The sequence below is a fragment of the Streptomyces sp. NPDC057697 genome, assembly GCF_042799335.1.
Classification (GTDB): Bacteria; Actinomycetota; Actinomycetes; order Streptomycetales; family Streptomycetaceae; genus Streptomyces.
In genome coordinates, this window is record NZ_JBHVJA010000003.1 from 100,355 (window position 1) to 125,416 (window position 25,062).

At 70.1% G+C, this 25,062-nt stretch carries 21 protein-coding genes; 5 read left to right on the top strand and 16 right to left on the bottom strand.

Going from position 1 to position 25,062, the window contains the following annotated elements; all coding sequences use genetic code 11:
• Positions 1–3: 3 nt before the first annotated feature.
• From ACFVFH_RS10270 to ACFVFH_RS10310, 9 genes are all read right to left on the bottom strand, one after another.
• On the bottom strand, positions 4–297 hold the full coding sequence (locus ACFVFH_RS10270; protein WP_383765732.1) for a PAAR domain-containing protein: 294 nt from the start codon (positions 295–297) through the stop codon (positions 4–6).
• Between the two features lie 36 nt (positions 298–333).
• Complete coding sequence (locus ACFVFH_RS10275; RefSeq protein ID WP_383765733.1) at positions 334–2,337, bottom strand: VgrG-related protein; 2,004 nt, start codon at positions 2,335–2,337, stop codon at positions 334–336.
• Positions 2,337–3,152 carry a peptidase M23 gene (locus ACFVFH_RS10280; protein WP_383765735.1) on the bottom strand — a complete coding sequence of 272 codons (816 nt, stop codon included), beginning with the start codon at positions 3,150–3,152 and terminating at the stop codon, positions 2,337–2,339. The genes ACFVFH_RS10275 and ACFVFH_RS10280 overlap by 1 nt, the downstream gene beginning before the upstream one ends.
• A gap of 4 nt (positions 3,153–3,156) precedes the next feature.
• The gene (locus tag ACFVFH_RS10285) at positions 3,157–3,594 is read right to left on the bottom strand and encodes a phage tail protein (RefSeq protein ID WP_093549687.1); all 438 of its coding nucleotides are present in this window, start codon (positions 3,592–3,594) and stop codon (positions 3,157–3,159) included.
• Between the two features lie 68 nt (positions 3,595–3,662).
• On the bottom strand, positions 3,663–5,513 hold the full coding sequence (locus ACFVFH_RS10290; protein WP_383765736.1) for a hypothetical protein: 1,851 nt from the start codon (positions 5,511–5,513) through the stop codon (positions 3,663–3,665).
• Between the two features lie 28 nt (positions 5,514–5,541).
• On the bottom strand, positions 5,542–5,685 hold the full coding sequence (locus ACFVFH_RS10295) for a DUF6760 family protein (RefSeq protein WP_093549683.1): 144 nt from the start codon (positions 5,683–5,685) through the stop codon (positions 5,542–5,544).
• A complete protein-coding gene (locus ACFVFH_RS10300; RefSeq protein ID WP_383765738.1) occupies positions 5,682–6,140 on the bottom strand; it encodes a hypothetical protein in 459 nt (152 codons plus the stop codon). Before ACFVFH_RS10300 ends, ACFVFH_RS10295 begins: the two co-directional genes overlap by 4 nt.
• On the bottom strand, positions 6,140–6,583 hold the full coding sequence (locus ACFVFH_RS10305; RefSeq protein ID WP_072488539.1) for a phage tail protein: 444 nt from the start codon (positions 6,581–6,583) through the stop codon (positions 6,140–6,142). The genes ACFVFH_RS10300 and ACFVFH_RS10305 overlap by 1 nt, the downstream gene beginning before the upstream one ends.
• Positions 6,584–6,637: 54 nt before the next feature.
• Positions 6,638–8,188: a phage tail sheath family protein gene (locus tag ACFVFH_RS10310; protein ID WP_383765740.1), complete on the bottom strand. Its 1,551-nt coding sequence runs from the start codon at positions 8,186–8,188 to the stop codon at positions 6,638–6,640.
• A gap of 208 nt (positions 8,189–8,396) precedes the next feature.
• Between ACFVFH_RS10310 and ACFVFH_RS10315 the strand changes: the two genes are divergently transcribed.
• Positions 8,397–11,903, top strand: coding sequence for a hypothetical protein (locus ACFVFH_RS10315; RefSeq protein WP_383765741.1), 3,507 nt, complete (start codon positions 8,397–8,399; stop codon positions 11,901–11,903).
• 9 nt (positions 11,904–11,912) lie between these two features.
• Positions 11,913–12,551 (top strand): hypothetical protein, encoded by a 639-nt coding sequence (locus ACFVFH_RS10320; RefSeq protein ID WP_383765743.1) that lies wholly within the window; start codon positions 11,913–11,915, stop codon positions 12,549–12,551.
• Between the two features lie 433 nt (positions 12,552–12,984).
• On the opposite strand, the gene ACFVFH_RS10325 is transcribed toward ACFVFH_RS10320, so the two are convergent.
• Both ACFVFH_RS10325 and ACFVFH_RS10330 read right to left on the bottom strand, forming a co-directional pair.
• A complete protein-coding gene (locus tag ACFVFH_RS10325; protein WP_383765745.1) occupies positions 12,985–14,262 on the bottom strand; it encodes a cytochrome P450 in 1,278 nt (425 codons plus the stop codon).
• A complete protein-coding gene (locus ACFVFH_RS10330; protein WP_383765746.1) occupies positions 14,259–15,044 on the bottom strand; it encodes an alpha/beta fold hydrolase in 786 nt (261 codons plus the stop codon). Before ACFVFH_RS10330 ends, ACFVFH_RS10325 begins: the two co-directional genes overlap by 4 nt.
• A 246-nt stretch (positions 15,045–15,290) precedes the next feature.
• Here ACFVFH_RS10330 and ACFVFH_RS10335 point away from each other — a divergent pair, with 246 nt between their 5' ends.
• Complete coding sequence (locus ACFVFH_RS10335; protein WP_383765748.1) at positions 15,291–15,656, top strand: type II toxin-antitoxin system RelE/ParE family toxin; 366 nt, start codon at positions 15,291–15,293, stop codon at positions 15,654–15,656.
• Entirely contained in the window at positions 15,653–15,970 is a 318-nt protein-coding gene (locus ACFVFH_RS10340; RefSeq protein WP_383765750.1) for a helix-turn-helix domain-containing protein, read from the top strand. Before ACFVFH_RS10335 ends, ACFVFH_RS10340 begins: the two co-directional genes overlap by 4 nt.
• A gap of 69 nt (positions 15,971–16,039) precedes the next feature.
• Here ACFVFH_RS10340 and ACFVFH_RS10345 read toward each other — a convergent pair whose 3' ends face one another.
• The 4 genes from ACFVFH_RS10345 to ACFVFH_RS10360 all read right to left on the bottom strand — a co-directional run bounded on the left by ACFVFH_RS10345 (position 16,040) and on the right by ACFVFH_RS10360 (position 22,273).
• A complete protein-coding gene (locus tag ACFVFH_RS10345; RefSeq protein WP_383765752.1) occupies positions 16,040–18,181 on the bottom strand; it encodes an ATP-binding protein in 2,142 nt (713 codons plus the stop codon).
• Entirely contained in the window at positions 18,178–19,062 is an 885-nt protein-coding gene (locus ACFVFH_RS10350; RefSeq protein WP_383765754.1) for a DUF4255 domain-containing protein, read from the bottom strand. The genes ACFVFH_RS10345 and ACFVFH_RS10350 overlap by 4 nt, the downstream gene beginning before the upstream one ends.
• Before the next feature lie 28 nt (positions 19,063–19,090).
• Entirely contained in the window at positions 19,091–21,085 is a 1,995-nt protein-coding gene (locus tag ACFVFH_RS10355) for an HYR domain-containing protein (protein WP_383765756.1), read from the bottom strand.
• Positions 21,086–21,646: 561 nt separating this feature from the next.
• On the bottom strand, positions 21,647–22,273 hold the full coding sequence (locus tag ACFVFH_RS10360; RefSeq protein ID WP_383765758.1) for a response regulator transcription factor: 627 nt from the start codon (positions 22,271–22,273) through the stop codon (positions 21,647–21,649).
• Between the two features lie 211 nt (positions 22,274–22,484).
• On the opposite strand from ACFVFH_RS10360, the gene ACFVFH_RS10365 reads away from it, so the two are divergent.
• Positions 22,485–23,816: a hypothetical protein gene (locus tag ACFVFH_RS10365; protein ID WP_383765760.1), complete on the top strand. Its 1,332-nt coding sequence runs from the start codon at positions 22,485–22,487 to the stop codon at positions 23,814–23,816.
• 254 nt (positions 23,817–24,070) lie between these two features.
• Here ACFVFH_RS10365 and ACFVFH_RS10370 read toward each other — a convergent pair whose 3' ends face one another.
• Complete coding sequence (locus tag ACFVFH_RS10370) at positions 24,071–24,916, bottom strand: DUF4157 domain-containing protein (RefSeq protein ID WP_383765762.1); 846 nt, start codon at positions 24,914–24,916, stop codon at positions 24,071–24,073.
• Between the last annotated feature and the right edge of the window lie 146 nt (positions 24,917–25,062).

Here is a 25,062-nt window from a genome sequence, read left to right on the forward strand (position 1 = left end):
CGCTCAGCCTCCGATCAGCACCGTCGGGCACCCGGACACGATCGGAGCGCCGCAGGCGGACCGGTCACCGACACGGGCCGCGGGCCGCCCGCCGATCAGCACCGTGGTGCTGCCGGGCGGCGCGATCACGGACGGGGCGTGCACCGCGGGCGGCGGCGAGGCGCACAGGTGCGGGGTGCCGACCGTGGCGGCGGGGAGCCCGCCGATCAGCACGGTCGGGACGCCGGGCGGCCCGACCGTGCCGGGGTGTCCGGTGGGGTCGCCGACCCGTGCGGCTGCCGCCGCGGCTGCTGACATGGGAGCCCGTTCCTCTCGATCGGCGCGTCCGCGCGGTCAATTGATCTTCACCATGGGTGCGTCGACGGCCAGGGAGCCGCCGCTCCTGATGTCGGTGCGCTGTGTTCCGTCGACCGCGACCTGGGCGCCCCGGACGTTCACCGTGCCGCCGGTGGAGAGCTTCACCTCGCCGGTCCCGCCGTCGACGCTGACGCCGCCGCGGGACGTCAACGTGACGCTGTCGCCGCTCAGTTCGAGCGCTCCCTGGCCGCCGTCGAGGGCGACGCCGCGGGCCGCCCTGATGGACACCTGCTGCTTGGCCTCGATGTTCACGCTGCCGTCGCTGTTGACCACGATCACGGTGCCCCTGCGGTCGAGGTCGATCTTCAGCTTTCCGTCGCCGGTGAGCAGCCGTACGCCCTGCGGGCCGTTGGCGTCGTCGAGGATCTCCAGCTGGTCACCGCTCCTGGAGGCGACCGAGCGCCGGTTGACGGCCCCGCTCGTCGGGTCGACCAGCGAGCCGCCGGGGGCGGCGGACTCCGGGGCGGCTCCTCCGGTGGACGGTGTGCCGGTCACGGCTCCGGCCACCGCTCCGGCCACCCCACCGCCGTTCCCACCGCCGTTCCCTCCGCCACCGCCTCCGCCTCCTCCGCTGCCCGAGGACGGCCGGTCCTTCCCGTTGTAGAGCCCGGCGAGGACGTACGGACGGTCCAGGTGCCCGTGCTCGAACCCCACCAGCACCTCGTCCCCGACCTCGGGGATGAACGCCTCGCCGCCGCTCGTCCCGCCCGACTGCGCCGTACGCGCCCAGTCGCTGGCGTACTCGTCCGACAGCCAGGGGAACCGGACCTTGACCCGGCCCGAGCCCTCCGGGTCGTGGGTGTCCGTGACCGTTCCGCTGACCAGCCCCGCGCAGCGCGACCCGCCCCCGCCCCCCGCGCCCGAACCGCCGGACCCCGGCCCTCCGCCGGTCAGCCCGAACAGCGAACGCTCCTGCTGGCCGGAGACGGTCAGCCAGGTCTCGTAGCCGCGCACCGGGTCGAAGACGTGCCGCGACGACGTGACCGTGTACCGGCCCTCGAAGGGCGCGCCCACCGCGTTGAGCGCCACCGCGCTGCCGGCCCGCACCTCTGGGTTGCCCCGGATCACCGCCTCCAGCTCCGCGAACGACCCGGCGATCCGCTCGGCCAGGGCCTTCGCCGCCTGGTCCACCTGCGCCTGCGCCCCGTACGCCGCGTCCGTGACCACGAAGCGCGCCTCGCCGAACGGGGCGGACACCTCGGCGGCGCTCACCCCCAGCTCCAGCGTCGCCGACTTCCCGGCGGGGGCCCGGCCGACCAGCGGCTGCTTGGCCTTGACGTCCCAGCCGCGCACCTCGACCTCGGAGACCTGCTCGGCGGACGACACCCCGGCCCGGCAGCGCAGCAGATTGCTGCCCATCTCCAGGACCAGCGGATGGCGGTCGGCCCGCGCCGAACCGTCCGGTGCGCCGCTCGCCTCGGACGGCCGGGTGATGTGCAGCTGCCCGTCCAGCACATACGCCTGGGCGCCGGCCTCCTCGGCGAGGTCCCGGACGAACTCCCAGTCGGTGACGTTGGGCTGGGCGATGTGTTCGAGCACGGGCCCGGCCACGTCGACCGTGCCCGGCTTCAGCCCGGCGCGCTGGGCGACCTGGGCGCAGATGTCGGCGAGCGTCATGTTCTGGTAGCTGGCCACCCTGCGGCCCCGGAACAGCCGGTGCGACTCGTCGAGCCCGCGTACGACGGTGAAGGTCCCGGTCTCGTCGAGCTCCACCTCCAGGGCGGTGACGACCCCCTTGAGCAGTGGTTTCGGCGCCGAGTCGCCGCCCGAGCGGGCCAGCAGCCTGGCCTCGCTGCCGATCTTCAGCCCGGTCTGCTCCAGCAGCACCCGGTCCGGGTCGCGGAAGCGCAGCAGGAACAGGTCGGGCAGCGTCCGGCTGTCGTCGACGTATCCCTCGACCAGGGTGTTCACGAACTTCGGCGGCAGCGGACTGCCGCCGAACTCCACCACCAGCGCCGTCGCGACGCCCGACCGCGCCATCAGGACCGCCCCCCGCCCCGGCGGCCGTCCCGGCCCTCTTCGAGCCGGTGCAGCTCGTCGAGCGCGGGAAGCAGCAGCTGCCGTCCGGGGGCCAGCCGCATCGGGTCGTCGATCCCGTTCGCCTCCGCGATCACCCGCCAGGCCGCCGGATCCCCGTACTCGCGCTGCGCCAGCGAGGGCAGCGAGTCCCCGGCGTCCAGCCGGTGCACACGGCGGGCCGCGAGCGCTCCCGAGGTCGGGTTCTGCCCCGGGGTGTCGCCGCTGATCTCCTCCATGGTGACCTGGCAGACGGCGCGGATCGGCACGCCCGACGTGGTGAACAGGGTGTATTTCGCCTGTACTTGGCTGACGTAACCGGGGAACCCGGTCAGCCCGCCCCAGTGGAAGACCACCCACGGCGGCGAGGACCGCTGCTGCTGACGGGTCTCGTCGGTGGGCACACAGCACGCGAAGAGCTGCTCCACCGAGGTCACCACCCGGGTGTCCTGGGTGTCGCTGGCGTCGAAGAACATCTCCACGGTGAGCTTGCTGGGCTGCGAGCCCTGGTACTCCGGCGGCCCGGAGCTCTTCGCGCCCTTGGCCGGGCTCCGCTTCCAGGAGGCGGCCTTGGTGAGGCTCAGCTCCTTGGGGTTGAACTGGAAGTCGATCCGCCCGCACGGGCCGCCGGGGGTGAGACCGCCGCCGGTCGGCGGGGTGCGCAGTTCCAGATAGGCGTGCTCCAGCTTGGGCCTGACCGACCCTCCTCTGCCCGCCTTCGCGGCCGACGCCCCGGATGTACCGGCGGCGCTGAAGGCGATGGGACCCGCACCGCTCACGAGTTCAGCCCTCCATCACATAGCCGTGGTGGGCGATCTCGATCGTCTCCATCGCGACCTTGGGCGACTCCGGGGTGAAGGACGGCCCGGTCCAGCGGACGGGCACGACCTCCAGCAGCCCCCACTGGGCCACCTTCTGCCCGTCACCGGTCCGCGCCTCGATGTGCGCCGTCTTGCGGCTGAACCCGGTCGTCATGGTGGCGAACCAGCGCGCCACCTTCTCGGTCTCCTTGGTGAGCGGCCGGGACAGCTTGACGTTCGAGTACTTCAGGCGGGTCGGCAGCTGCCACAGATGCCCGTTGTTCCCGCCCTCCTCCCGAGTTTCGAGCACCACTTCGCAGCCCAGCCCGTCGCATGTGTTGAACGACCCGAGCTCGATGTCGTCGATCGTGACGACGAAGCAGACACTGACGGCGGGATCGTTGTCCTGGGCGGTGGCCATGGCGCGTACCTCTCGACTCTCGATTCGTTGCCTGGCGGTGCGTTCGCTCGCTGCTACTGCTGCTGCTCTCAGTGCCTGGTGTTGATGAGGAATCCCGCTCGTTCGCGTTCCAGGCGCAGATCCGCCTTGAAGAGCCTGCTGAGCGGCGGGTACAGGGCGCGTACCAGCTCGTCGGTGACGACGGGGGCTCCGCCGGGCCCGGCGGCCGCGGCGGCGCCCGGTGGGCCGTGTCCCTCGGCCGCGGGCCCGGCCTCCGGTTCCGGGTCGGGTTCGGGTTCGGGCGCGCTCTCCTGCGCGGGCGGGTCCGGGGGCGGTGGCTCCTCGGTCTCCGTCTCGCGCTGGACGACGGGCGGCGCGTACGCCGGAGGCGGCGGCGCCCCGAAGACCACGCTGCCGTCGGCCATCCGCTGGGCGACCCCGGCGGCCACGGCCACCGAGCCCGCCGTGGTGAAGGGGGGCGCGGAGGGGGCGTGAGCGGTGGCCGGTGCGCCCTGGTCGGCGGAACCCGGCAAGGAACGCGGCACCGGAGGCCCCCCGGCTGCCCGACGCTGCACGGCGGGAGGCGGCGCGGCACCCGCCGTCCGCTCAGGAGCCACGGCTGTACGTTGCAGCGCCGCCGGTACGGACGGTGTCGCCGACGCCATCGACGGCGTGCCCGCTCCGCCGGACGTCCAGCGCACCGGAACGGCATCGTCCAGGGCCCCGGGCTCCGCGCCCGGCACCGGCACCTGCACCGGGCCCGCACCGGCCGGTGGAGGCGACGGCGTCACCCCGCCCGCCGCGGAACGCTGTACGGCCCCCGGCCCGCCACCGCTCACGTTCTGCAACGCCAGAGGCCGGTCGGCGAGCAGCGGCGCGACCGGTGCGGTGCTCGGGGGCGGCGCCAGGGGGGTCTGCGGGGGCACGGCAGGAGTCCGCTGCACGGGGTCCGGCGGTGGCGCGGGGTCCGGCTCGGCGGGGAGCAGGGGGGAGTCACCGAGCAGCGGCGCGGTGGGCCCACCGGAACCGGGCTCCGCCTCCGGGGCCACCGGCAGCTGCGCGACCTCGTACACCTCACGCCCCCCGCTGTCCCCACCGTCCCCTCCGTCCCCGCTGTCCCCGCCGTCCCCACCGTCCGCCGCGCTCCGGGCGGCGGCCGGAAGCCCTCCGGCGCGCGCGCCGGAGCCATCGGCGGCGGCCTGCCGCTGAGCCGTGGGCGGCAGCGCGGACATGGGAGCGCCCAGGCCGGGCGCACGCCGGACCGAGCCGGGGGCGGACGGCCTCACCGACCGCTGAACGGGCGCGTCCGGGGCCGGCGACGGACCCTGCGACGGCGGGGCGGCCTCGGGCGCGACCGCTCCGGACGCCGCCACAAGCGGCTGCTCGCCCACCAGCCGACGCACCGGCAACTCCGCCACGTCGACCTCCCCGGCCGACGCCATCGCAGGCGCATCACCCGGAACGACCCGCTGTACGGACACGGACAGCGGCATCGGCGGCGGCACCGGCAGAGACACCGAGAACGGCCCGGCCCGGCCCCCGCCCGGCATCTCTCCCCGGCGTTCCACGGCCCGCTGCACCGCCGACGAACGGCCCCCGGCGGCCGCCCCGCCCGGTCCGTCCGGGGCGCCCGGTCCGTCCGGAGCGCCCGGGGCCGTGATCCCGTGCACCAGCCCGGTGGGCGCGTCCGGGCTGACCAGATGTCCGAGGGGCGTGCCGAGCGAGGCGTCCTGCCGGGTGGAGAGCGACCCCTGGAACCCGGCGGGGTCGATGACCAGGTCCTGGGCGCCCAGGGTCCGCTGGATGGGCGGCAGTTCGCTCAGATCGACCCGTTCACGCGGCGGCGGCGCCGGCGCGACGCCCGCACCACCGCTCCGAGCCCCCGCCCCCGTACCCGCTTGCGTGCGCCCGCCTCCGCGCAGCCAGGACATCAGGCCCATGGATTCTCCGCCCTCCCCGCGCCGTCCGCTACTGCCCGTTGAGGCGAGCGACCTGCGCGACGAACCTCAGTCGTTCCGGGTGCTCCAGGTCCAGCAGCTCGTCGAGCGGCCAGTGGAAGTGATAGGCGAGGTACGCGACCTCCTCGTAGAGCAGGTCGGCCGCGTACGTCACGATTCCCCCAGGCGTCCACCGGCGAGATTCACCGCGAACTCCTCCTGGCAGGACGGACAGGTGACGGCCGCGCGAGTGTGGCCCTCGGCGTTGATCCGCCGGTAGAAGTCCTGGAGGAAGGCCAGGTCGGAGGCGAAGAGGTCCTCGATGATGCCGGGGTGGATGTCGTCGATCGTGCCGATCCGGGTGACCACCCGGGAGATGAGCACGACCGAGAGATACGCGGAGTTCTCCCGTACCCGGTCGTCCCGCAGCGGCACGAGTTCGTCGCGCGCGGTCGCGAGCCGCATGACCCCCGTGTGGTGCACGGCGCCCGTCTCGTCGACATAGCCGCGCGGCAGTTCGAAGGTGAACTCGGTGCGGAGCGGCTCCCGTCGACCGGACCGTCCGTTGCCCGCGGCCGCGGGGTGCGCGCCGGTCCGTTCGGGGGCCTCCGCCGGAGCCGTACGCCGCATCAGTCGAGTTCCATGCTCTCGTAGGTGATGGCGAGCTTCTCCGTCAGGACCGAGGTGTCCCCGGCCTTGAGGGTGCCGATCTCCAGGGACTTCGGCCAGGCGTTGATGAGCTTGTAGCGCTTGATGGCGATGCCCTCGTGGTCGTACACGATGACGGCGCCGTTGCGGCGGGCGGCGGTCATCCGGCCGAACCGGGAGTCCTTGATCCACCGTTCGAAGCTGTTGTCCTCGGTGAGACCACGGGTCACGGTCACCTCACCGGCCTTCGGCCTGCCGGGGAGCTTCTTGATGGCGTACCGGCCGTCGGCGGTGTTCTGCTTCAGCTCGATGACGTCCTGTTCCATCTTCAGACCGCTGACCTCGGTGATCTGTTTGATGACGACGCTGTCGAATTCGAGGCCGAACGAGGCCCCTACGGTGCTGTCGAGATCGGGAAGTGGCACAACAGACTCCTTTACCGCTCGTACCGCTGGGTCGACCCGGGAGGACCGGGCGCGCTACTCGTCGACGCCGCCGGTGCCTCCGGTCAGCTGGGAGAGGCGGAAGACGACGAACTCGGCCGGCTTGACCGGTGCCACCCCGATCTCGCAGATGACCTGGCCCGCGTCGATGCTCTCCGGCGGGTTGGTCTCGCGGTCGCACTTGACGTAGAACGCCTCTTCCGGCGTGAGCCCGAACAGCGCCCCCTTGCGCCACTCGTTGACCAGGAACGCCGAGACGGTGCGCCGGATACGGGCCCACAGGGCGTCGTCGTTCGGCTCGAAGACGACCCACTGCGTCCCGGCGAGGATCGACTCCTCCAGGTAGTTGAAGAGGCGCCGGACGTTGAGATAGCGCCAGGCCGGGTCGGAGGCCAGCGTGCGGGCGCCCCAGACCCGGATGCCCCGCCCGGGGAAGGACCGGATGCAGTTCAGCCCGATCGGGTTGAGCAGGTCGTGTTCGCCCTTGGTCAGCTGGGTCTGGAGCGCGACCGCCCCGCGGACGACCTCGTTGGCGGGCGCCTTGTGCACCCCGCGCGACTCGTCGTTGCGCGCCCAGACCCCGGCGATGTGACCGCTCGGCGGAACGAGCCGGGCCCGGCCGGACGAGGGGTCGGCGACCCTGATCCAGGGGTAGTAGAGCGTGGCGTACTTGGAGTCGAAGTTGGCACGGTCGGTGCGCCAGGAGCGGATCTGCTGCGGGCTCAGTCCCGGCGGCGGGTCGAGGATGGCGACGCGGTCGCCCATGAGCGTGCAGTGGCTGATCAGCCCCTGCTGGACGGCGACGACCGACTCCAGGTCCAGCAGCCCGCGTTCGTACGCGCTCATCAGATCGGGCACGGCGATGGTCGTGACCTCGTCGACCGCTTCGAGGCCGCCGAGCCCCGTCCGGCGGTCGGGGTCGCCGACGTACAGCTCGGGGGTCAGCGCCCCGCTCCCGGGTGAGGCGGGCGCGGCGGGCGCCAGGGTCACGCTCTGCGGCTCGGGCCTGGCCGGGGCGGCGCCGCGCGCGGTCTCGCGGATCTCGATGAGCTCCGACTTCGCGTTGACCCGGGTGGCGACGTTCTCCTTGCTGCGCTTGGTCGTGACGCCCGGATACGTCTCCGCGACCTGCCCGTCCCGCTTCACGATCAGCTGGAAGACGTCGGAGGGCGGATCGTCCCCCTCCGCCTCGGTCACCTCGACGGTGATCTCCCCGGCCGCGCCGGGGCGGGGCTTGACCGCGTACGGCCCGAGCTGTGTCTCCGACCCCACGGGCAGCTGCCCGGCGCCCTGCTCGTCGTCCCCTTCCGCCGGGGGCTCGGTGCCGTCACCGATCCGCACCACGTAGCAGACGCCGCCGCCGTTGGCGAAGAACCCGTAGACGGCCGACGCCAGGTACGTCCCCTCGACGAAGTCACCGAACGTGCCGGCGAACTGGCTCCAGTTGGTGATCAGCGTCGGCTCGTCGAACGGCCCCTTCTGCGCGAAGCCGACGAAGGCGGCGACCGAGGTGCCCACCCCTTCGATCGGCCGCGACCCGGACTCGATCTCTTCGACGTAGACGCCCGGGGACAGGTACGACGGCATGTGAGTCTCTCCTTGGCCGGGAACGCCCGCAATTCTCGCGACACCCGCGATCACCGGGAACGGATGCGCGGCCGCCCGCCTGTGCACCGCCCGCTGCCCGATCAGGCAATGCGAGTGCCCCGGTCATGGCGCCCTCGTCCTGCCCATCGCGTCGGGACCGCCCCCACTCTGGGACGTCTACGGAGCACCCGTGCGGCCGGGAGGACGGATGAAGGCGGTTCCGGACAAGAACCCCGCCGCCGCCCGCCCGTCCCCGGCTCACGCTTCCGTCTCCCGTACGACGGAGACGGCCGCGGTGCGCCCGGCCAGGGACCGGCCGGCTCCGGACCGGCGCGGCCTGGTCGGTCTGCAACGGGCGGCGGGCAACAGGGCCGTCTCCCGTCTGGTCGCGCAGCGGTACACGGCCCCGGTGAAGCCGTCCCCCGCCCAGGCCCCCGGCTTCCGGAAGGTCAGGTCCGACGTCGCGGCGAAGCGGGTCCGCCTGGCCGCGCACGCGCCCGCCGCGCACGAGTCGAAGTCGGCGCAGGACGCGGCCGTGGCACCCCCCGACGACAGAGAAGCCCAGGGCAAGGCGGCCAACGCCGAGAAGATGAACGCGGCGAAGCCCGGCGAGTTCGACAAGCGGGCGTTCATCGACGCGGTGAACAAGGCGATCGACGCGCAGGCCCCGAAGAATCTCGACGACGCCGACAAGTTCTCGAAGTCCGGTAAGGCGGACCGGATCAAGGGCGAGGTCGACGGGAAGGTCAAGGACGGGAAGGAGTCCTCGGCCAAGGACATCGACACGGCGACGAAGGCCCCGCCGGACACGTCGGCGGCCAAGGACAAGCCGGTCACCCCGATGTCCCCGGACCAGCCGCCGGGCAACCCGGGCGCCCCGTCGGCGGCGGACGCGGTCCCCGCCCGGCAGCCGGCCTCCGTGACCGACTTCTCCCAGGGCCCGGCCGCCAACGACCGGGCGATGGCGGACGCGGAGGTCACCGAGGACCAGCTGGCCAAGGGCAACGAGCCGGAGTTCGACCAGGCCCTGTCCGCGAAGAAGACCGCGGAAACGGACTCCGCGAAGGCCCCGGCGAAGGGGAAGTCGGCCGAAGCCCAACAGCTGGGCACCGCGAAGGCGGGGGCGGCGGCCTCCGGCGCCCAGGCCATGAACGCCCTGACCGCGACCCGGGCGTCGGCGGGCAAGCAGGTCGACGGCGGCAAGGGCAACGCGAAGACCAAGGACGAGAAGAAGCGCGCCGAGGTCACGGCGAAGCTCCAGAAGGTCTACGACGCCACGAAGAAGGACGTCGAGGCCACCCTCTCCGGTCTCGACAAGAAGGTCGACGCGGCGTTCACGGCGGGCGAGAAGGCGGCCCGGGACGCGTTCACCGCGGACCACAAGCGCCGGATGAAGGCGTACAAGGACAAACGCTATTCGGGCTGGAGGGGCAAGGCCCGCTGGGTCAAGGACAAGTTCGCCGGCCTCCCGAAGGAGGCGAACAACCTCTACCAGGAGGCCCGCAAGCTCTACGTCTCCCGGATGCAGACGGTGATCTCATCGGTCGCCGACATCATCGGCACGGAACTGGGCAAGGCCAAGGCCCGCATAGCCAAGGGCCGCACCGAACTGAAGGCCGAGGTCGACAGACTCCCCGCAGACCTCAAGCAGTTCGGCGCGGACGCTGCGAAGGACTTCGCCGGGAAGTTCGACGACCTCGAAGCCACGGTCAACGAGAAGTCCGACCAGCTGGTCCAGGACCTCGCGCAGAAGTACACCGCCGCACTGAACAAGATCGACGAGGAGATCAAGAAGCTCCAGGAGGCCAACAAGGGCCTGATCGACAAGGCGAAGGACGCGATTGTCGGCGTCATCAAGACGATCAACGAGCTGAAGAACCTGCTGCTCGGCATCCTCGCCAAGGCCGCCTCCGCGATCATGAAGATCATCAAGGACCCCATCGGGTTCCTCGGCAACCTCGTACGCGCGGTAGGCGCGGGCCTCAACCTCTTCATCACCAACGTCGCCGAACACCTCAAGACGGGTGTCGTGTCCTGGCTGCTGGGCACCGCCGTCAAAGCAGGCCTCGAACTCCCGCAGCGCTTCGACCTCAAGGGCATCATCCAGCTCATCGGCGCCCTCCTGGGCCTGTCCTGGGCCAACATCCGCGCCCGGATCACCCGCAAGGGCGTCCCCGACCGGGCCCTGACCGCCGTCGAACAGTCCGTCCCGGTCGCGAAGAAACTCGCCGCCGAGGGCCCCGCGGGCGCCGTCAAGGAAATCGAGTCCGAGGCGGGCGACCTCAAGGCCACCATCCTCGAAAAACTCACCAGCTATCTGATCCCCACCGTCATCATCGCCGGGATCACCTGGATCATCTCCCTCCTCAACCCCGCCTCCGCCTTCGTCCGCGCGGTCAAGGGAATCATCGACATCGTCACGTTCATCGTGAACCAGGGCGCCCAGATAGTCGATTTCGTCAACGCGGTCCTGGACGCGGTCATCGCGATAGCCAACGGCGGCTCGGCAGGCGTCCCAAAAATGGTCGAAGCCGCCCTCGCCACCAGCGTCCCGCTGTTGATCGGCTTCCTCGCGTCACTCCTCGGCATCGGCTCCCTGGCCAACAAGGTAAAGAGCGTCTTCCATGCCGTCGCCCGCCCCGTGAACAGGGCCATCGAAAAAATCGTCGGCTTTCTTGCCAAGAAAGGCAAATCCCTCTGGAACAAACTCAAAAGAAAGGGAGGAGAAGGAAAGAGAAATAAGGATGACGAAAACAAGGATAACAATAGGAGCTTGGACGTAAAGAAGGAAGCAAAAAATCAACTAGCTGCACAGACGGCCAAACCGATGCCAACAAAGTCGGCCCTCGACACTGTAGTCAACAAGACTCTGAACAATCTACGCCCGAAGGGGCTCAAGCAACTACACGCAGAACCCTCGGGAGGGGATCCGGAGAAGTTTTCCATCATCGCAAAAGCGAGCCCACCCACGCAGGTGGCTCAAGCAACGGTAGCGCTCACCAGCAAGGACTACAAACTGATTCTCAGAAAGGCAATACCTGGGGCTGCCGACATCGTTCCCTTCCTTAAGAAGATGGCAAAAAATGAACACGAAATAGTGGAGTACGAGGGGTCCAAAATAAAAGTAGACATGGACTTCTTCAAAAAGGCCTGGGAAAAGAGGCCGTACTCTCAGGCGCGAGGCTTCGTAAAGAAAAGATTCCGGGATGCAACACCAGGGCATCACGAATGGATTCCGAGCGACTACATTCTAATTGTGATCGACCGCGCCCAGAAAGCGGAGACCATAGTAGCCGGAGAGAAGTGGATCGACGACTATCACGACTTGCGCAGCGACACCTCACTACTCGTCTTCCACAACCTGGTCGAGGCGCCCCCGAGGGTCACCGAGGACATCGTTGGAGGCACCAGGAAAAAGTTTTCCATTCCTACCGGACACGTGGGGGCAGTTTACTACAAGGGCGATCAGCAAACAAAGTACGAATCAAAATTTCACAACGCAGCGCGGAGTGTATTCAATAATGCCAGCGACATATCTGGAGTCGCGAGCAACCTTAAAACCATGGCAGAGAGTTGGATTTGGAACGGAATACGGCCCTATCCACATGACGTACACCCAGAATGCCTGGACAAGAACGGGGTACAGATAACCTCGGCTCGACAGCAAGATAATTTCACACAAATCATCGGCAAGCTTGACACACTGATCGAGTGAGGACCGAGCATGAGCTCAGGGACGACCCCTGGAAGGATCGGCAGGTATCCGGACGCACTCCAATGGATCTCAACATCATCACTTCGCATCGAAGATAAAAATAATCTCAACTTATTTGTTGCGAACTACCCGAACTTCTCTTTCTTTCGGGATACCCCAGAAGAAATTAATCGACGCGAGAGAGAGGATCGCATAAAGATCCCTCCCTGGTTTCGAAAAATTCGAGAAACACTTGCTTTTGCTCACTTCCCCAGCCCTCCCCACCCTCCGCCCCTTGTCCGGTTCGACGCACCGGACTGCGACTGCAGCATGTCCGAATCAGAAGAAATCCAGTGGTATCAATTAAAACTGGGCGTCATGGGGGAAGACGACAGGGAACTATTTGTTGACCAGGCAGGGTTATACCCAATCGCAACCTGGTTCGGGACGAATCAGTCATACCTTGCAATCAACCTGAAAGATTCGAGCGACAATAGAGTACATGAATTCTCCGGGGCTGATTACTGGGATATTTCACTCAGCGGAGAATCGGTAGAAGGAGAGAGTCAGCCAGCATTCACCTCCTACACCGGAATGCTATCCCATATCATCGAATTCAAATTCGCGAATGGCAGCACTATTTCAGCAGACCAAGGTCGCAAACCATGAAGTAGCTGCTGTTAAAGCGTATCCATGAGGCGACCGCCCAAGTCAGCCACGCGGAGACAGGCCACTCCGATTTCTCAGGCTCTTCAGCACTGCCGCTCCCACGGTGCCGCTGTCCATCCTGTCATCGCACCGCAGTCCGACTCTGTACGGAAACGATCAGCCGTAGCTTCTTCCTTGGGCTGCCCCGTATCCGCTGACGGCTTCGTCACGTGAAGAAGGTCGATCGTCAGCGCGGAACGATCGGACATCCAGCGGCTGCTCGCGATACGCCTCGGCGGACGCTCTCAGACGTCACCTGGTTCAAGGGACACCAGTTGTGTCACGGTGTGCAGGTCATCCGTGTGCGGCCAGGCGAGTCGTCTCTCGAACACTTTGGCTACGCCTGTAGTTGTCACTGTGCCGGACATCCTGCCCCTGTCTGACAGGGCGGCTGTCATCCCCCGCCCACCCGCACCGGCAGCGACTTCAGCCCATTGATGAAGTTCGACACCAGGCGCCCCGGTGAACCCGCAGGTTCGAGCGACTCCGGGAGGACGCGGCACGCCTCCTCGTACAGCACTCGCAACTGCAAGCGCGCGAAATGCGCACCCAGGCAGACGTGCGGGCCGTCGCCGAAGGAGACGTGGGGGTTGGGGGTGCGGGTGAGGTCCAGGGTGAAGGGGACGGGGAAGACGCGTTCGTCGTGGTTGGCGGAGGCGTGGAAGACGACCACCTTGTCGCCGGCGCGGATGCGGGTGTCCGCCAGCAGCGTGTCCTCGCGGGCCGTGCGGCGGAAGGTCAGGACCGGGGGATGGCGGCGGAGGAGTTCGTCGACGGCGCCCAGGAACCCCGCCTCGCCGTTGCGCAGGCGGGCGTACGCCTCCGGGTTCTCCGCCAGGAGGTGCAGGCCGCCGGGGGCCGCGCTGCGTACCGTGTCGTTTCCGGCGACCACCAGCAGGAAGAAGAACATCTCCAGCTCGGGAGCGGTCAGTTCGGGGTCCGTGGCCAGGGCCGTCAGCACGTCCTCGGCGGGGTGGCGGCGCTTGTGGGCGGCGAGGGCCTGGGCGTAGTCGAACATGTCGCGGAGCGAGGAGGGGGAGCGGGGGTTGACCGGGCTGCCGTCCGGGCCGAGCGACGGGGTTCCGGCCTCGTCGGGGTCCTGGTAGCCGATGACGCGTCGGGTCCAGTGGAGGAGGAGTCCGCGGTCGGTGTCCGGTACGCCGAGCAGGTCCGCCAGGTTGAGGAGCGCGTAGTCGTCGGTGACCCGGGCGACCAGGTCGCACGTGCCGTCGCCGGACCGTGCCTCGGCCACCGCCCCGGTGAGCAGGGAACGGGCGCGTTCGCGGACGACCTCGGCGAAGCGGTCCACGCGCTTCGGGGTGAAGGCGCGGCTGACGAGTACGCGCAGGCGGCGGTGGTGCGGCGGGTCCTGGTTGAGCATCATGCGGCGGATGAACGGGAGGTCGGCGGGGTCCGGGTCGCGGATCTGGGTGGCGCCCAGGTACGAGGAGTACGTCGCGGAGTCCTTCAGGACCCGGACCACGTCCTCGTGCCGGGTGACCGCCCAGAAGCCGGGGCCCGCCGGCCAGCCGAGCACCTCCGGTTCCTCCTGCCAGGCCACGGGGTGGTGGTCGCGCAGGTGGCGGTAGTGGGCGTGGGGGATGCCCTGCCCGTACAGCCTGGGATCGAAGACGTCCGGTACGGGCATGTCGGCGGGGGCGGGACCGCTCATGCCTCCACGTCCGCCCGCAGGAAGTCCTCCACCACGCGGATCAGGTCGAGCGGGGCATCGTCCATCGCGTAGTGGCCGCACGACGGCAGCTCCACGAGTTCGGCCCGCGGGTACCAGCGCATCCAGGTGGCCCGCTGCACATCGGCGGAAAGGGCCGGGTCCAGCGCGCCCACGACGGCGAGGGCGGGCACCGGCGAGCCCTCGATCTCCTCGTGGAAGTCCTCGCCCGCCCAGGAGTCCAGCCAGGCACGGAACGCCTTGGCGTCGCTGCACGCCACCGAGCGGCGCACCATCCGGTCCAGCCAGCCCGCGGGGCGCCGGCCTCCGGTGGTGGTGTCGAGGATGACGCGGCGGTTCTGCGGGGTGTGCGCCGCCGCCGCGAAGAGTTCCCACTGCTCGGGCGGGAGCGGCAGGCCGGACGCGGGAACGGGCGATATCCCGACGATCCGGCGCACCCGCTCCGGCGCGGCGGCCAGTGTCCGCTGGACGACGGAGCCGCCCATCGAGTGACCGACCAGCGAGAACCGCTCCCAGCCCAGCCGGTCGGCCAGCGCGAGCACGTCCCCGGCGCCCTCGGCCGTGGTGTAACAGCCGCCCGCCTCCCGCGCCTCGCCGTATCCCCGCAGGTCCACCACCGCGTACTGGAAGGAACCGAGGTCGAGATCCGGCAGGACGGGCGAGTACGCGGAGCGGTCGGCCAGCCAGCCGTGCACCGCGATCACCTTGTGCGGGCCGTCGCCGTGCAGTTCGTGGGGAAGGGTCGGAACAGGCAATGCGGTCACGCTGACTCCCGTCGCCGTACGGAGAGGAACCGGCCGGTCACCGACCGGCCCTGACCACGGTGGTGGCAACCCCGATTTCGCGCAAGGCTCCACACGAATGCCCCTGAAGCCAGGCCGACAGCAATTCGGTGTGCCACCCGTTCGAGGGACAGCTGACATGTTTCGGCCTCACCGCACCCACAGCATGCCAGCGTACTAGTATGTATACGTACTACGTGGCGAGGGTATATGTCCTGGAGCCTTGAAATGGTGGGCGAAGTTCGCGAGTGGCTGCTCGGTTTACGAAAGGACGATCGGGACACGGCTCGGCTCGTGGGGCAGGCGCTCCAAGCGCTTGTCGAGGAAGGACCCGACCTCGGACGTCCTCTGGTGGACAGGATCAAAGGGTCGTCGATGCACAACCTCAAAGAACTGCGGCCCGGCTCCCGTGGGAGGAGCGAAATTCGCATCCTGTTCGTCTTCGACCCCGACCGCAATGCGGTTCTCTTGGTAGCCGGCAACAAGTCGGGAAAGTGGCATGAGTGGTACAGCCAGTCCATCCCCGTGGCCGAGGGCCGGTACGACGATTGGTTGGCACACGTGACTCAGCGGCAGAAGGGCACATCGAAATGACTACTTTCCACTCCTGGGACGAAGTGAAGAACGAGGTCTTCGATGCCGAGGATCTTGAGGAGATCGAGCGCGGAGCCCATCGCATGGTGGCCGAGGCGCGCGCGCATCGACTGGTCGAAATGCGGAAACAACTGGGCCTGACCCAGAGCGAGATCGCTGATCGTATGCATGTGCGGCAGGAGCGGGTGTCGGCCATTGAACGTGGGAGGACAACGGCCACGGAGGTCGGAACCATCGCTGCGTACATTGCCGCGCTCGGTGGGCAGTTGGAGATCGTTGCCAACTTCAACGGCTCCCGTGTCGTGATCGCCTGACGCTGTGCCCGACCGGCTCGTCCGGGCGCAGCAAGCCGGTCCACCAGGTGATCGACAGATGCCGAGCGCTCAGGTCAGCAGCTCCAGGTACGGGCCGAACTCCGAGGCCAGGGTCAGCCGGCCCAGCTTCTGGTACTCGCGCTGGATCGCGTGGATCAGCGTCGCCATCGTCACCGGCTCGCCCGTGTCCGCCGCCAGGTACGCGGACGTCACCGCGACCGACCGGATGTTGCCGCCCGCCAGCTCGAAGTTCTCGGCGCAGAAGGCCAGGTCCAGGTCCGTGCCCCGGGGCAGTACGGGGCCCAGGCACCGCTCCCAGAGGACGAGGCGCTGTTCGGGGTCCGGGACCGGGAAGTCGATGACGAGGTCCAGGCGGCGGGTGAACGCGTCGTCCAGGTTGGCCCGGAGGTTGGTGGCGAGGATGGCCAGGCCGTCGAAGGACTCCATGCGCTGGAGGAGGTACGCGCTCTCGACGTTCGCGTAACGGTCGTGGGCGTCCTTCACGTCCGAGCGCTTGCCGAAGATCGCGTCCGCCTCGTCGAAGAGGAGAACGCCGTTCACGCCTGCGGCTTCCGAGAAGATCCGCTCCAGGTTCTTCTCCGTCTCGCCCACGTACTTGTCGATCACCGTCGCCAGGTCGACCGTGTAGAGGTCCAGGCCCAGATCGGCGGCGATGACCTCCGCCGACATGGTCTTGCCGGTGCCGGAGTCGCCCGCGAAGAGGGCGGACACCCCCCGGCCCCTGCCGCCGCCGGGCCGCATGCCCCACTCCCCCAGGACCCGGTCACGGTGGCGCGCGCGGGCCGTGAGTTCGCGGAGCTGGGCGTGGGTGTCCGGCGGGAGGACCAGGTCGTTCCAGGTGACGGTGGGTTCGATGCGGCGGGCCAGCCGGTCCAGACCCGCCGCGTTCTGGGCACGGGCGCCCTGGCGTACGTGGTCGGGGGTGAGGGTCCCGCCGTCCAGGTGGGTGGTCTGGGCGGCTCCCCGGGCGGCGCGGGTGATCTGCTCCGGGGTGAGGAGGAACGGCGCGAGCAGCCGGTCCACGTCGACGGTCCCGGGGACGGGGCCGCCGTACGCGTCGGTCCAGAGGGCCGCCCTGGTCGAGGGTTCCACGCGCGGGGCATGCAGGAGCAGGGGCGGGGCGGCGGACCAGGCCGCGTCCCAGGGGGCCCGGCCCACCAGGATCGTCGGGACCGGGGTGCCGGTGAGCAGTCTGAGGAGCTTCGGGTGGTCGCGGCAGACCGCGTCGAGCGGCGCGCAGACCACGCCCGCGCCGGTCAGCCGGGCCTCCCGGACCAGGGCGCGGACCGCTTCGGCGGGCGAGGGGTCCTCGGCCAGCCGTGCCAGGTCCAGGCCCAGGACCCGGTGGCCCGCGTGCGCCAGCGCGGAGGCCGCGAGGGCCGTGCCCGCGCCGCCCTGGTCCTCGCGGAGGTAGACCAGCGAGGCTCCGTGGGCGAGCGCCCCGGCGAGCCGGGCCGGGTCGCCGACCCCCGGTACGGCATGCCAGGGGGCGAGGAGGTCGGCCAGCCGGGGGTCGGGGGTGTCATCGCCCAGAAGGTGCGCGGTGACCCGGTCGGGGACGCGGAGCGCCCGGCTCAGGAACGGTCGGTCCAGGTCCTCGGCCAGGAGGAGCCGGCCCTCGCGGAGCGGGGCGCGGGCCGCCAGCCGACCACGCGCCACCTGGTCGGCGGGGGAGAGCCCGCACAGTCCCAGCGCCAGGCCGATGGACGGACGACGACGGGTGACGTCGTCGTTCAGATAGCCGTAGAACGCCTCGAAGCGGTCGTCGAGGTCCGGTACGAGCGCGATCAGGAGGATCTCGACGTCGAGGGCGGTGAGGCCGAACTCGCCCGCCAGGGACGTCAGTCTGGACCGTTCCGCGGGCGCTTCGGCGAAGTCCAGCCCGTTGCCGGAGCCCGACCCGTTGCCGGAGCCCGACCCGTTGCCGGAGCCCGACCCGTTGCCGAAGTCCGACCCGTTGCCGAAGTCCGGCCTCTCACCGGAGTCCGGTACGGGGTACGGGAACGCGCGGGCCTCGCTCTCGTCCAGCAGACGGGCGATGTTCTCGTCCGTGAGGTAGAGGCCCCGGAAGGCGTCGTCCGGGTCGGGGTCGGTGAGCTGCCGGGCTTCGACAGCCCGCCGGATGCGCTGCTCCACGGCCACCGCGCGGGCGAGGAGGTGGCGCAGGTCCGGATCACCCGAGGCGGTCATTCGGCGCTGTCCTCCGGCTGGTTCTTCCGCTCCCCCGTACGCGGCTTCCCGGCCTCCGTACCAGCATCCGCATCACTCTCCGGACCGGACGCACCGGCCTCCGCACCAGCCGCACCAGCCGCCCCCTCCCCCGTACTCCCCTTCCGGGTCTCCACGATGCGGAGGGACAGGCCGCGTCGCCGTTCCCCTTCCGGAGCGCGCGAGGCGGGGGCACCGCCCGGCCGCACCGGACGCCCCGGGCGGCCTCCGTACACCGGGAGGCCCCCGCGCCCCGGCATCGGTTCCGAGACCGGTTCGGCCCTCTCGGGCACGTCACCGAAGCGGGTCTGGAGCCCCTCGTCGCCCACCGGCGGCCCGACGACATAGCTCGGCGACGCCGTCACCGGGACGCTGACGACCAGGTCGAGCGAGGGTTTCAGCTCCCCGCCCAACGCGCTCCACACATCGGCGAACGAGCGGTCCTCCGGCGGCGGCAGCGCGATCGACATCGGTACGGGTGCCCCGATCTCGGCCAGGGTGCCCGCCAGCCGCTCCGGCGGCAGCGCCTCGTACCGGAGCAGGCAGCCGAGCAGCGACGAGAGCAGCCGGTGTTCGTCCTCCGGGCGCTTCGTCCATGCCGTGATCAGGTACGACAGCTTGAAGAAGCGGGGCGGGCGGCGGCGCGCGACGATCGTGCCGCGCTCGTCGTAGTCGTTGTGGAGACCGCGCTCGCGCCTGCGCATGTCCTCGCGGATGTCGTAGAGGTACAGGTTGACCATAGGCGCGTTGACCTTCGCCGCCCATTCCCGGGTCGGGGCGTCGAAGACCACCGCGATCTGGCCGCCTTCGAGTACCTCCGCCCTGATCAGCGCCCGCAGTACGTCGTCGACCTCGTGGATCACCTGATCACTCCCGTGCCGCCGTCGGCGCTCATGCGCGGCCCGCGAAGTCCGGTGGCTGGAGATTGCGCTGCACCACCAGGACCGGTTTCTTCAGCCGGTCGAGGTCGCGCGAGTCCGCCCTCAGTTCACGCGGCCCCAGCTTGTCCTTGCGCAGGACCAGGACCTGCACCTCGAAGGTGCCGTCACGGCCGACCGTGGCCGTGGCGCCGCCGGGGGTGATGCCGATGTTCCACGTGAAACGTACCGTCGCGCCCGGCGGGTAGTCCTTGCCCCGGGCCAGTACCGGCTGGCCCGGCTTGGCGACCTGCGGGGTGACCGTCAGCGAGGGCTTCAGGACGCGCAGCCGGTCGGAGTCCCGGTTGTTGGCCTCGCGGCGGTCCGGCAGGGTGCCGCGCACGGTGGCCCGTACGTCGCCCGTGACGGCCGCGCGGTAGGTCGCGGTCTGGGTCACCTCGATGCGGCCACCCGGCGGGATGGTGCACGGTTTCGCCGCCGTGCAGCGGGTCGGTGCGGGCAGGCTGCGGTCCTTCGCCCGGGACGTCTTCGGCCAGGTGGAGCCGATGACCACACCCGTCGCCGGGTCCGGACCGGCGTTGGTGACGGTGAAGCGGGCACGGGCCGGGCGGCCGGTGTACGTACGGTCCGGGCTGACGTCGACCTTCATCGCCACATCGGCCGAGGGCGGGACGGGCGCTTCCAGGACCTCGATCGCCGCCGTGTCCGTCCCCGTGTTGCCCGCCGAGTCGGTCGCCGAGCAGCTCACCGTGGTGCGGCCGACCGGGAAGAGCGAACCGGAGGCAGGGGTGCACGTCACCGGGAGCGCGCCATCCGTGGCGTCCTGGGCGGTGGCGGCGTACGTCACCCGCGCGCCCTTCTTGTCCTTGGCCCGGACGGTCAGATCGTCCACGGTGACGACGGGTGCGTCGATGTCGTTCACATCGATGTCGATCTGTTCCTGGAAGTCCGGATCGGCCGCGGCGGCCGGCCCGAGCGATTCCGCGCCCGGGACCTGGGTGCCCATCAGGAACTGGACGGTGCAGCTCAGCCGGGTGCCCTGGGGCGCGTCCTCCGAGACATCGATGTTCTCCGCGAAGTGCGCGGTGTCACCGCTGGTGAGCTGCCGGGTGGGCGGGTCGAGGCTGACGGACAGATGCGGATCGCAGTTGTCCAGGCGGTAGCTCACGTTGGTGGGAAGGTTGCTGAACCCCTCGATGATGGCGTCCACGACGTCGTTGCCCTCGATGTCGTCGAGCATCCGGCCGTTGGTGGCATTCGCCAGTCGCAGGGCCTGGTCCGGATCGTGTTCTACGTCCCCGGGGTACTGGGGCGTCCGGCCATTGCCGTTGAGGCCGTCTCCCCGGTCACTGGTCAGTCCGACCGCGATCAGCCGCACCCCCGCGTCCTGAAGGGCGAACTCGGCATCGCTGAACGAGTACTTGTAGTTACTGGGGTCGTGGCTGGACGCGTCACCGACCAGCACGATGACGGGACTGGAGTCGGGCCGGAACACGGTCTGTCCGTCACCGCCGTTGGCCAGCTTCCACAGGGCGTATATCCAGTCCTCGGGCGGTCCCTTGCTGTAGCCGCCCATGTCGGAGTTGAGCTGATTGACGCCGTCCTGCACCTTGCCCAGGTCGTCGGTCAGTCCTTGCAGCACCTTGAAGCCCGCGTCGGGGTCCTTCTCCTGGTCGCCGAAGGTGGCCACGGCGAAACGCGAGTCCTCCTGCTCGTCGCGGATCGCCTTCGTGATCGCGGGGATCCGCTGCTTCACCCGCTGGATCGGGATGTCCATGCTGCCCGTGCCGTCCACCAGCAGGATCACGTCCGGCCTCGGCGGGATCGCCGGCGTACGCACCAGCTTGTCCACGCCCGTGGAGCCGCCCGGGTCGACCGCGTCGGTGAACTCGGCGGGCGTGACCCAGGGTTCGGGTACCGCCGCCATCGGCACATCGGAGGTGACCGCCGAGCCGGGCGCGATGCCGGTGACCACGAGCAGCAGCGCGAGGGCCGGGACGCGGAGCACGGCGAGAGTACGGCGCGGGGCGCGCGACCGACGCGATGCGGACGGCCGACGCGATGTGGACGACCGGCGCGATGTGGACGGCCGGGTGCGGGCCGATCCGTTCCGCCGGGGCCACCGCACCCACCGCACCCGCCGAAGCGGCTGGAACCACCGCACGGAAGCCCTCCCCCACGCTCGCCCGATCGGCATGCCGGACGTCAGGCTCCTGCACCGGCGACGGACGCACAGCGGTACGGAAGTCACACCCTCGGGTAGGCCCCACTGCCCGAAAGTGCAGCCCGAACCCCGCCGACGCCACACACCCGCCGGACCGATCCGCCCCGAGGCCGTACCCGCGTGCGCGTCCGAGGCCGAGGCCGACCCGAGGCTGCGTCTGCGCAAACATGCGCGCGGGCACGTGGGTACGCACACGGGCGTACGCGAGGACACGGGCGTACGCGAGGACACGCACTCGGGCACGCACACGGGCACGCACACGGAGACACGCGGGCACGCACGCTAGTGCGGCCTCGGACGCACGCGCGGGTACGCACACGGAGATGTGCGCGGGCACGCCTCGGTTCAGATCAGTCCTTGCCGCATCGCGTACGCCACCGCGTGCGAGCGGTTCCGCAGCTGCAACCGGGTCATCACCGAATGCAGCACGTTCTTGATGGTGCGCTCGGAATAAGCCAGCTTCGTCGCGATGTCCGCGGTGTCGTACCCCTCAGCGACCAGCCGCAGCACATCCACCTCGCGCGCCGCGAGACCGGTGAAGTGCAGACCGCGCGGGCCGAGCACCTGTCCCTGGAGGCGGCCCACCTCCTCCAGCAGCCGTCCCAGCAGGTCGGACGGGAGGTGGCCCTCACCCCGCGCCACCGTTCCGATGACCTGCACCAGGTGTTCCGGCGTCGACTCGGAGCGCCTGACCACACCGGCGACCCCGCACTCCGCGGCGCTCACCAGCTTTTGCTCGTCGATGTCCGTGGTGACCAGGACGGTACGCGAGGTGCTGGTGCGCTGAATGTGGCGCAGCATCGTCAACACCACCTCGTCGACCGCGTCCACGACGACGATCACGATCTGAGGAGAGGCGTCGCCCTCCTCCCACTCCATCACGCTGACTTCGGGCCGGGTACGTAACTGGCTGGCCACGCCCGCCTGTGAGATCGGATCCTGGGCCCGTAATGCGACAGTGGTGCGCTCCATGGCAATGCTCCCCCTGGGCAACAGCCGATGGCATCGCGTCGAACACAACCAACACGGCTGTTTTCGTCATGCCTCACTCGTCTGAGGCGGTCAAAAGATGCCCGTGTTTCCTTACAGGGAAACAAAAAAGCCGATCCGGGCACGGAATCTGCCCGGAAGTGTTCCTTCACGGCCGATGTCGGGGTTCCGCGGCGAACCTACGGTGCGCCGTATGAGTCTCACGGCAAGCCTCGACGAATCGTCCGTCACTGCCGCACCGGGCGAGGAGACGGCCCTCCCTCTGCGGATCCTCAACTCCGGCAGCACCGTCGAGGAGTACCGCTTCGAGGTGATCGGCGCGTGTGCCGCCTGGTCCGTGGTCGAGCCGTCGACGCTGTCCCTGTATCCGGGAGACTCGCAGACGGTGGCTCTCATGCTGCGTCCGCCCCGGGATTCGACCGTACCCGCCGGGGAGACCCCCTTCGGGATCCGGGTGGTGCCCACCAGCGAACAGGGCGACACGGTGGTGCCCGAGGGGCGGGTGACCGTTCTCCCCTTCACCGAGACGACCGCCGAGCTGGTGCCGCGCAGCTCGCACGGGGCCTGGCGCGGCAGGCATCAGCTCGCCGTCGACAACCGGGGGAACGCCCCGGTCACCGTACGGCTGGGGGCCCAGTCGGGTACGGAGCGGGCCCGGGTCTCGTTCGCGGCGGACGCACTGCGGATCGACCCCGGGCGCGCGGAGTTCGGGAAGGTGCGGATCCGTCCGGCCAAGCGCGTGTGGCGCGGCATCCCGGTCACGCACCCCTTCCAGCTGACCGCCACCCCGGAGGTGGCCGAGGACCAGGTCCCGATCGCGCCGGTGGTCGTGGACGGCTCGTACCAGCAGGAACCGATCCTGCCCCGCTGGCTCCCCCGGGCGCTGATCACCGCGGCCGTGCTGCTGATCGCGCTGGTGGGGCTCTGGTACGCGTTGCTGCGCCCGGCCGTGAAGTCGGCGGCCCGGGAGGCGATCACACCGGACGCGGTACGGTCCGCCGCCGCGGCCGACAAGAGCAAGGCCCCCGACAAGGGGGGCCCGGGCGGCGCCGGATCGGGCGGTGGCGACTCCTCCGGGGCGAACGGCGGCTCGTCGAAGCCCGGCCCCTCACCGAGCGCCGGCGCCTCGTCCGACGCGTCCGCCGCGTCCGCCGCGGCCCCGACGAGTGCGCAGGTGCAGGTCAGGGACTCGGTGGGCGGCGGTTCGAACACCTCGACGGCCATCCAGGTGCCTGCCGGGCACACGTTCCAGCTGACCGACATCGTGGTCCAGAACCCGCAGGGCGACGCGGGAACGCTCGTGGTCTCCTCGGGCCGGGACGCGCCCGTGCTCCGGCTGGCGATGGAGAACTTCCGCGACTCCGACTACCACTTCGTCACCCCGATCATGGTGCCCGCGGGCGGGAAGGTCACGATGACCGTGGACTGCCGGAAGGTGGGCAAGCCGGTGAACGCGCCCACGCCGTCGCGGTGCTCGGAGTCGCTGTTCCTGGGCGGCACGATGAAGACGGACACGGCGGGCTGAGCTGATACGGGGGCTGACGCGGCGTTACGGCGCGGCGGTCTGGTGTCGCGGTTCGGCGCGGCGGTCCGATGCGGCGGTCCGATGCGGCGTACTGGCCCAGCGATACGGCGCGGCGGCCTGATGCCACAGTTTGGCGCCGCCTTCCGGCGCCGCGTTCCGGCGCGACGAATCAGCGCACCGCCGCACCACACCACGGCTCTCCGGACCGCACCGCACCGGCCCGGCCCGCCCCACCACACCGCCGCGCACCGCGCTCACTCGGCGGGAGTCTCTTCCTCCTCCTCACCGTCCTCCTTCGCCCGCTGCACGAAGGAGCCCTGCACATCGGCCGGTTGCTCGTCCTCGTCCTCCGTCGCGGCCCGCTGCACGGCGGGGGCCCCGCCCACCGCCGGAGCCGCGGCGGGAGCCGGGTCCGAGACCGGGGCCGGGGCCGCAACCGGGGCCGGGTCGGACAGCACCCGGTCGGCGTTGGCGACGGCCTCCCGCTCGTACCGGTCGGAGGGGTCGCTCACCCGGATGCCGCCCGGCGCCTCCGTGCCCTCCACCGGGCCGTTGCGCTGCTGGATCACATGGGTCAGCTCATGGGCCAGCGTGGTGCGGCCCTGCGGCGAGGACGGATCGTAGGCGTCCCGCTGGAAGACCACGTTGTTGCCGACCGTGTACGCGTGCGCGCCCACGCCCTTCGCGGACTCGTGGGCGGCGGAGTCCGTGTGGATGCGTACGTCGGAGAAGTCCGCGCCCATCCGCCCCTCCATGTCGGCCCGGGTGTCGGTGTCCAGGGGCCGGCCGCCGCCCGAGGCGACCACATCGTGCACAGGGGAGCGTTCTTCCTCCTCCTTGTGCTGGAGCGCCGACTCCTTGCGCTGGAGCATCGACCCCACGGCGCTGTTGCCGACCGCCCGCTGGAGCACGCTCATGCCACCGGCCCCGACCACATCGGGCCGTCCGGCGGCCGCCGCCCGGTAGAGGTGCGGGGTGTCCGTCGGCTCCCGGCCCTCGGACGCCCGGGACGCGTGCGCCGACTCGTCGTGCTCATGCCCGCGCCCATGGTCGTGCTCGTGGTCGTGCTCCTGGTCCCATTCCTGTGCGTGCATTGTCATCTCCCCTGCCCGCGCCCCGGTCGAAGACGCGTCGTGATGGCCTCACCACTCCACCTTCACGACGCCCCACTGCCCCGTCCAGCCCGGACCCCGCCGGCCGGGGGCAGCCGGTCCTGCCCCTTCGGGCATGCGCCCCGTCCATACGG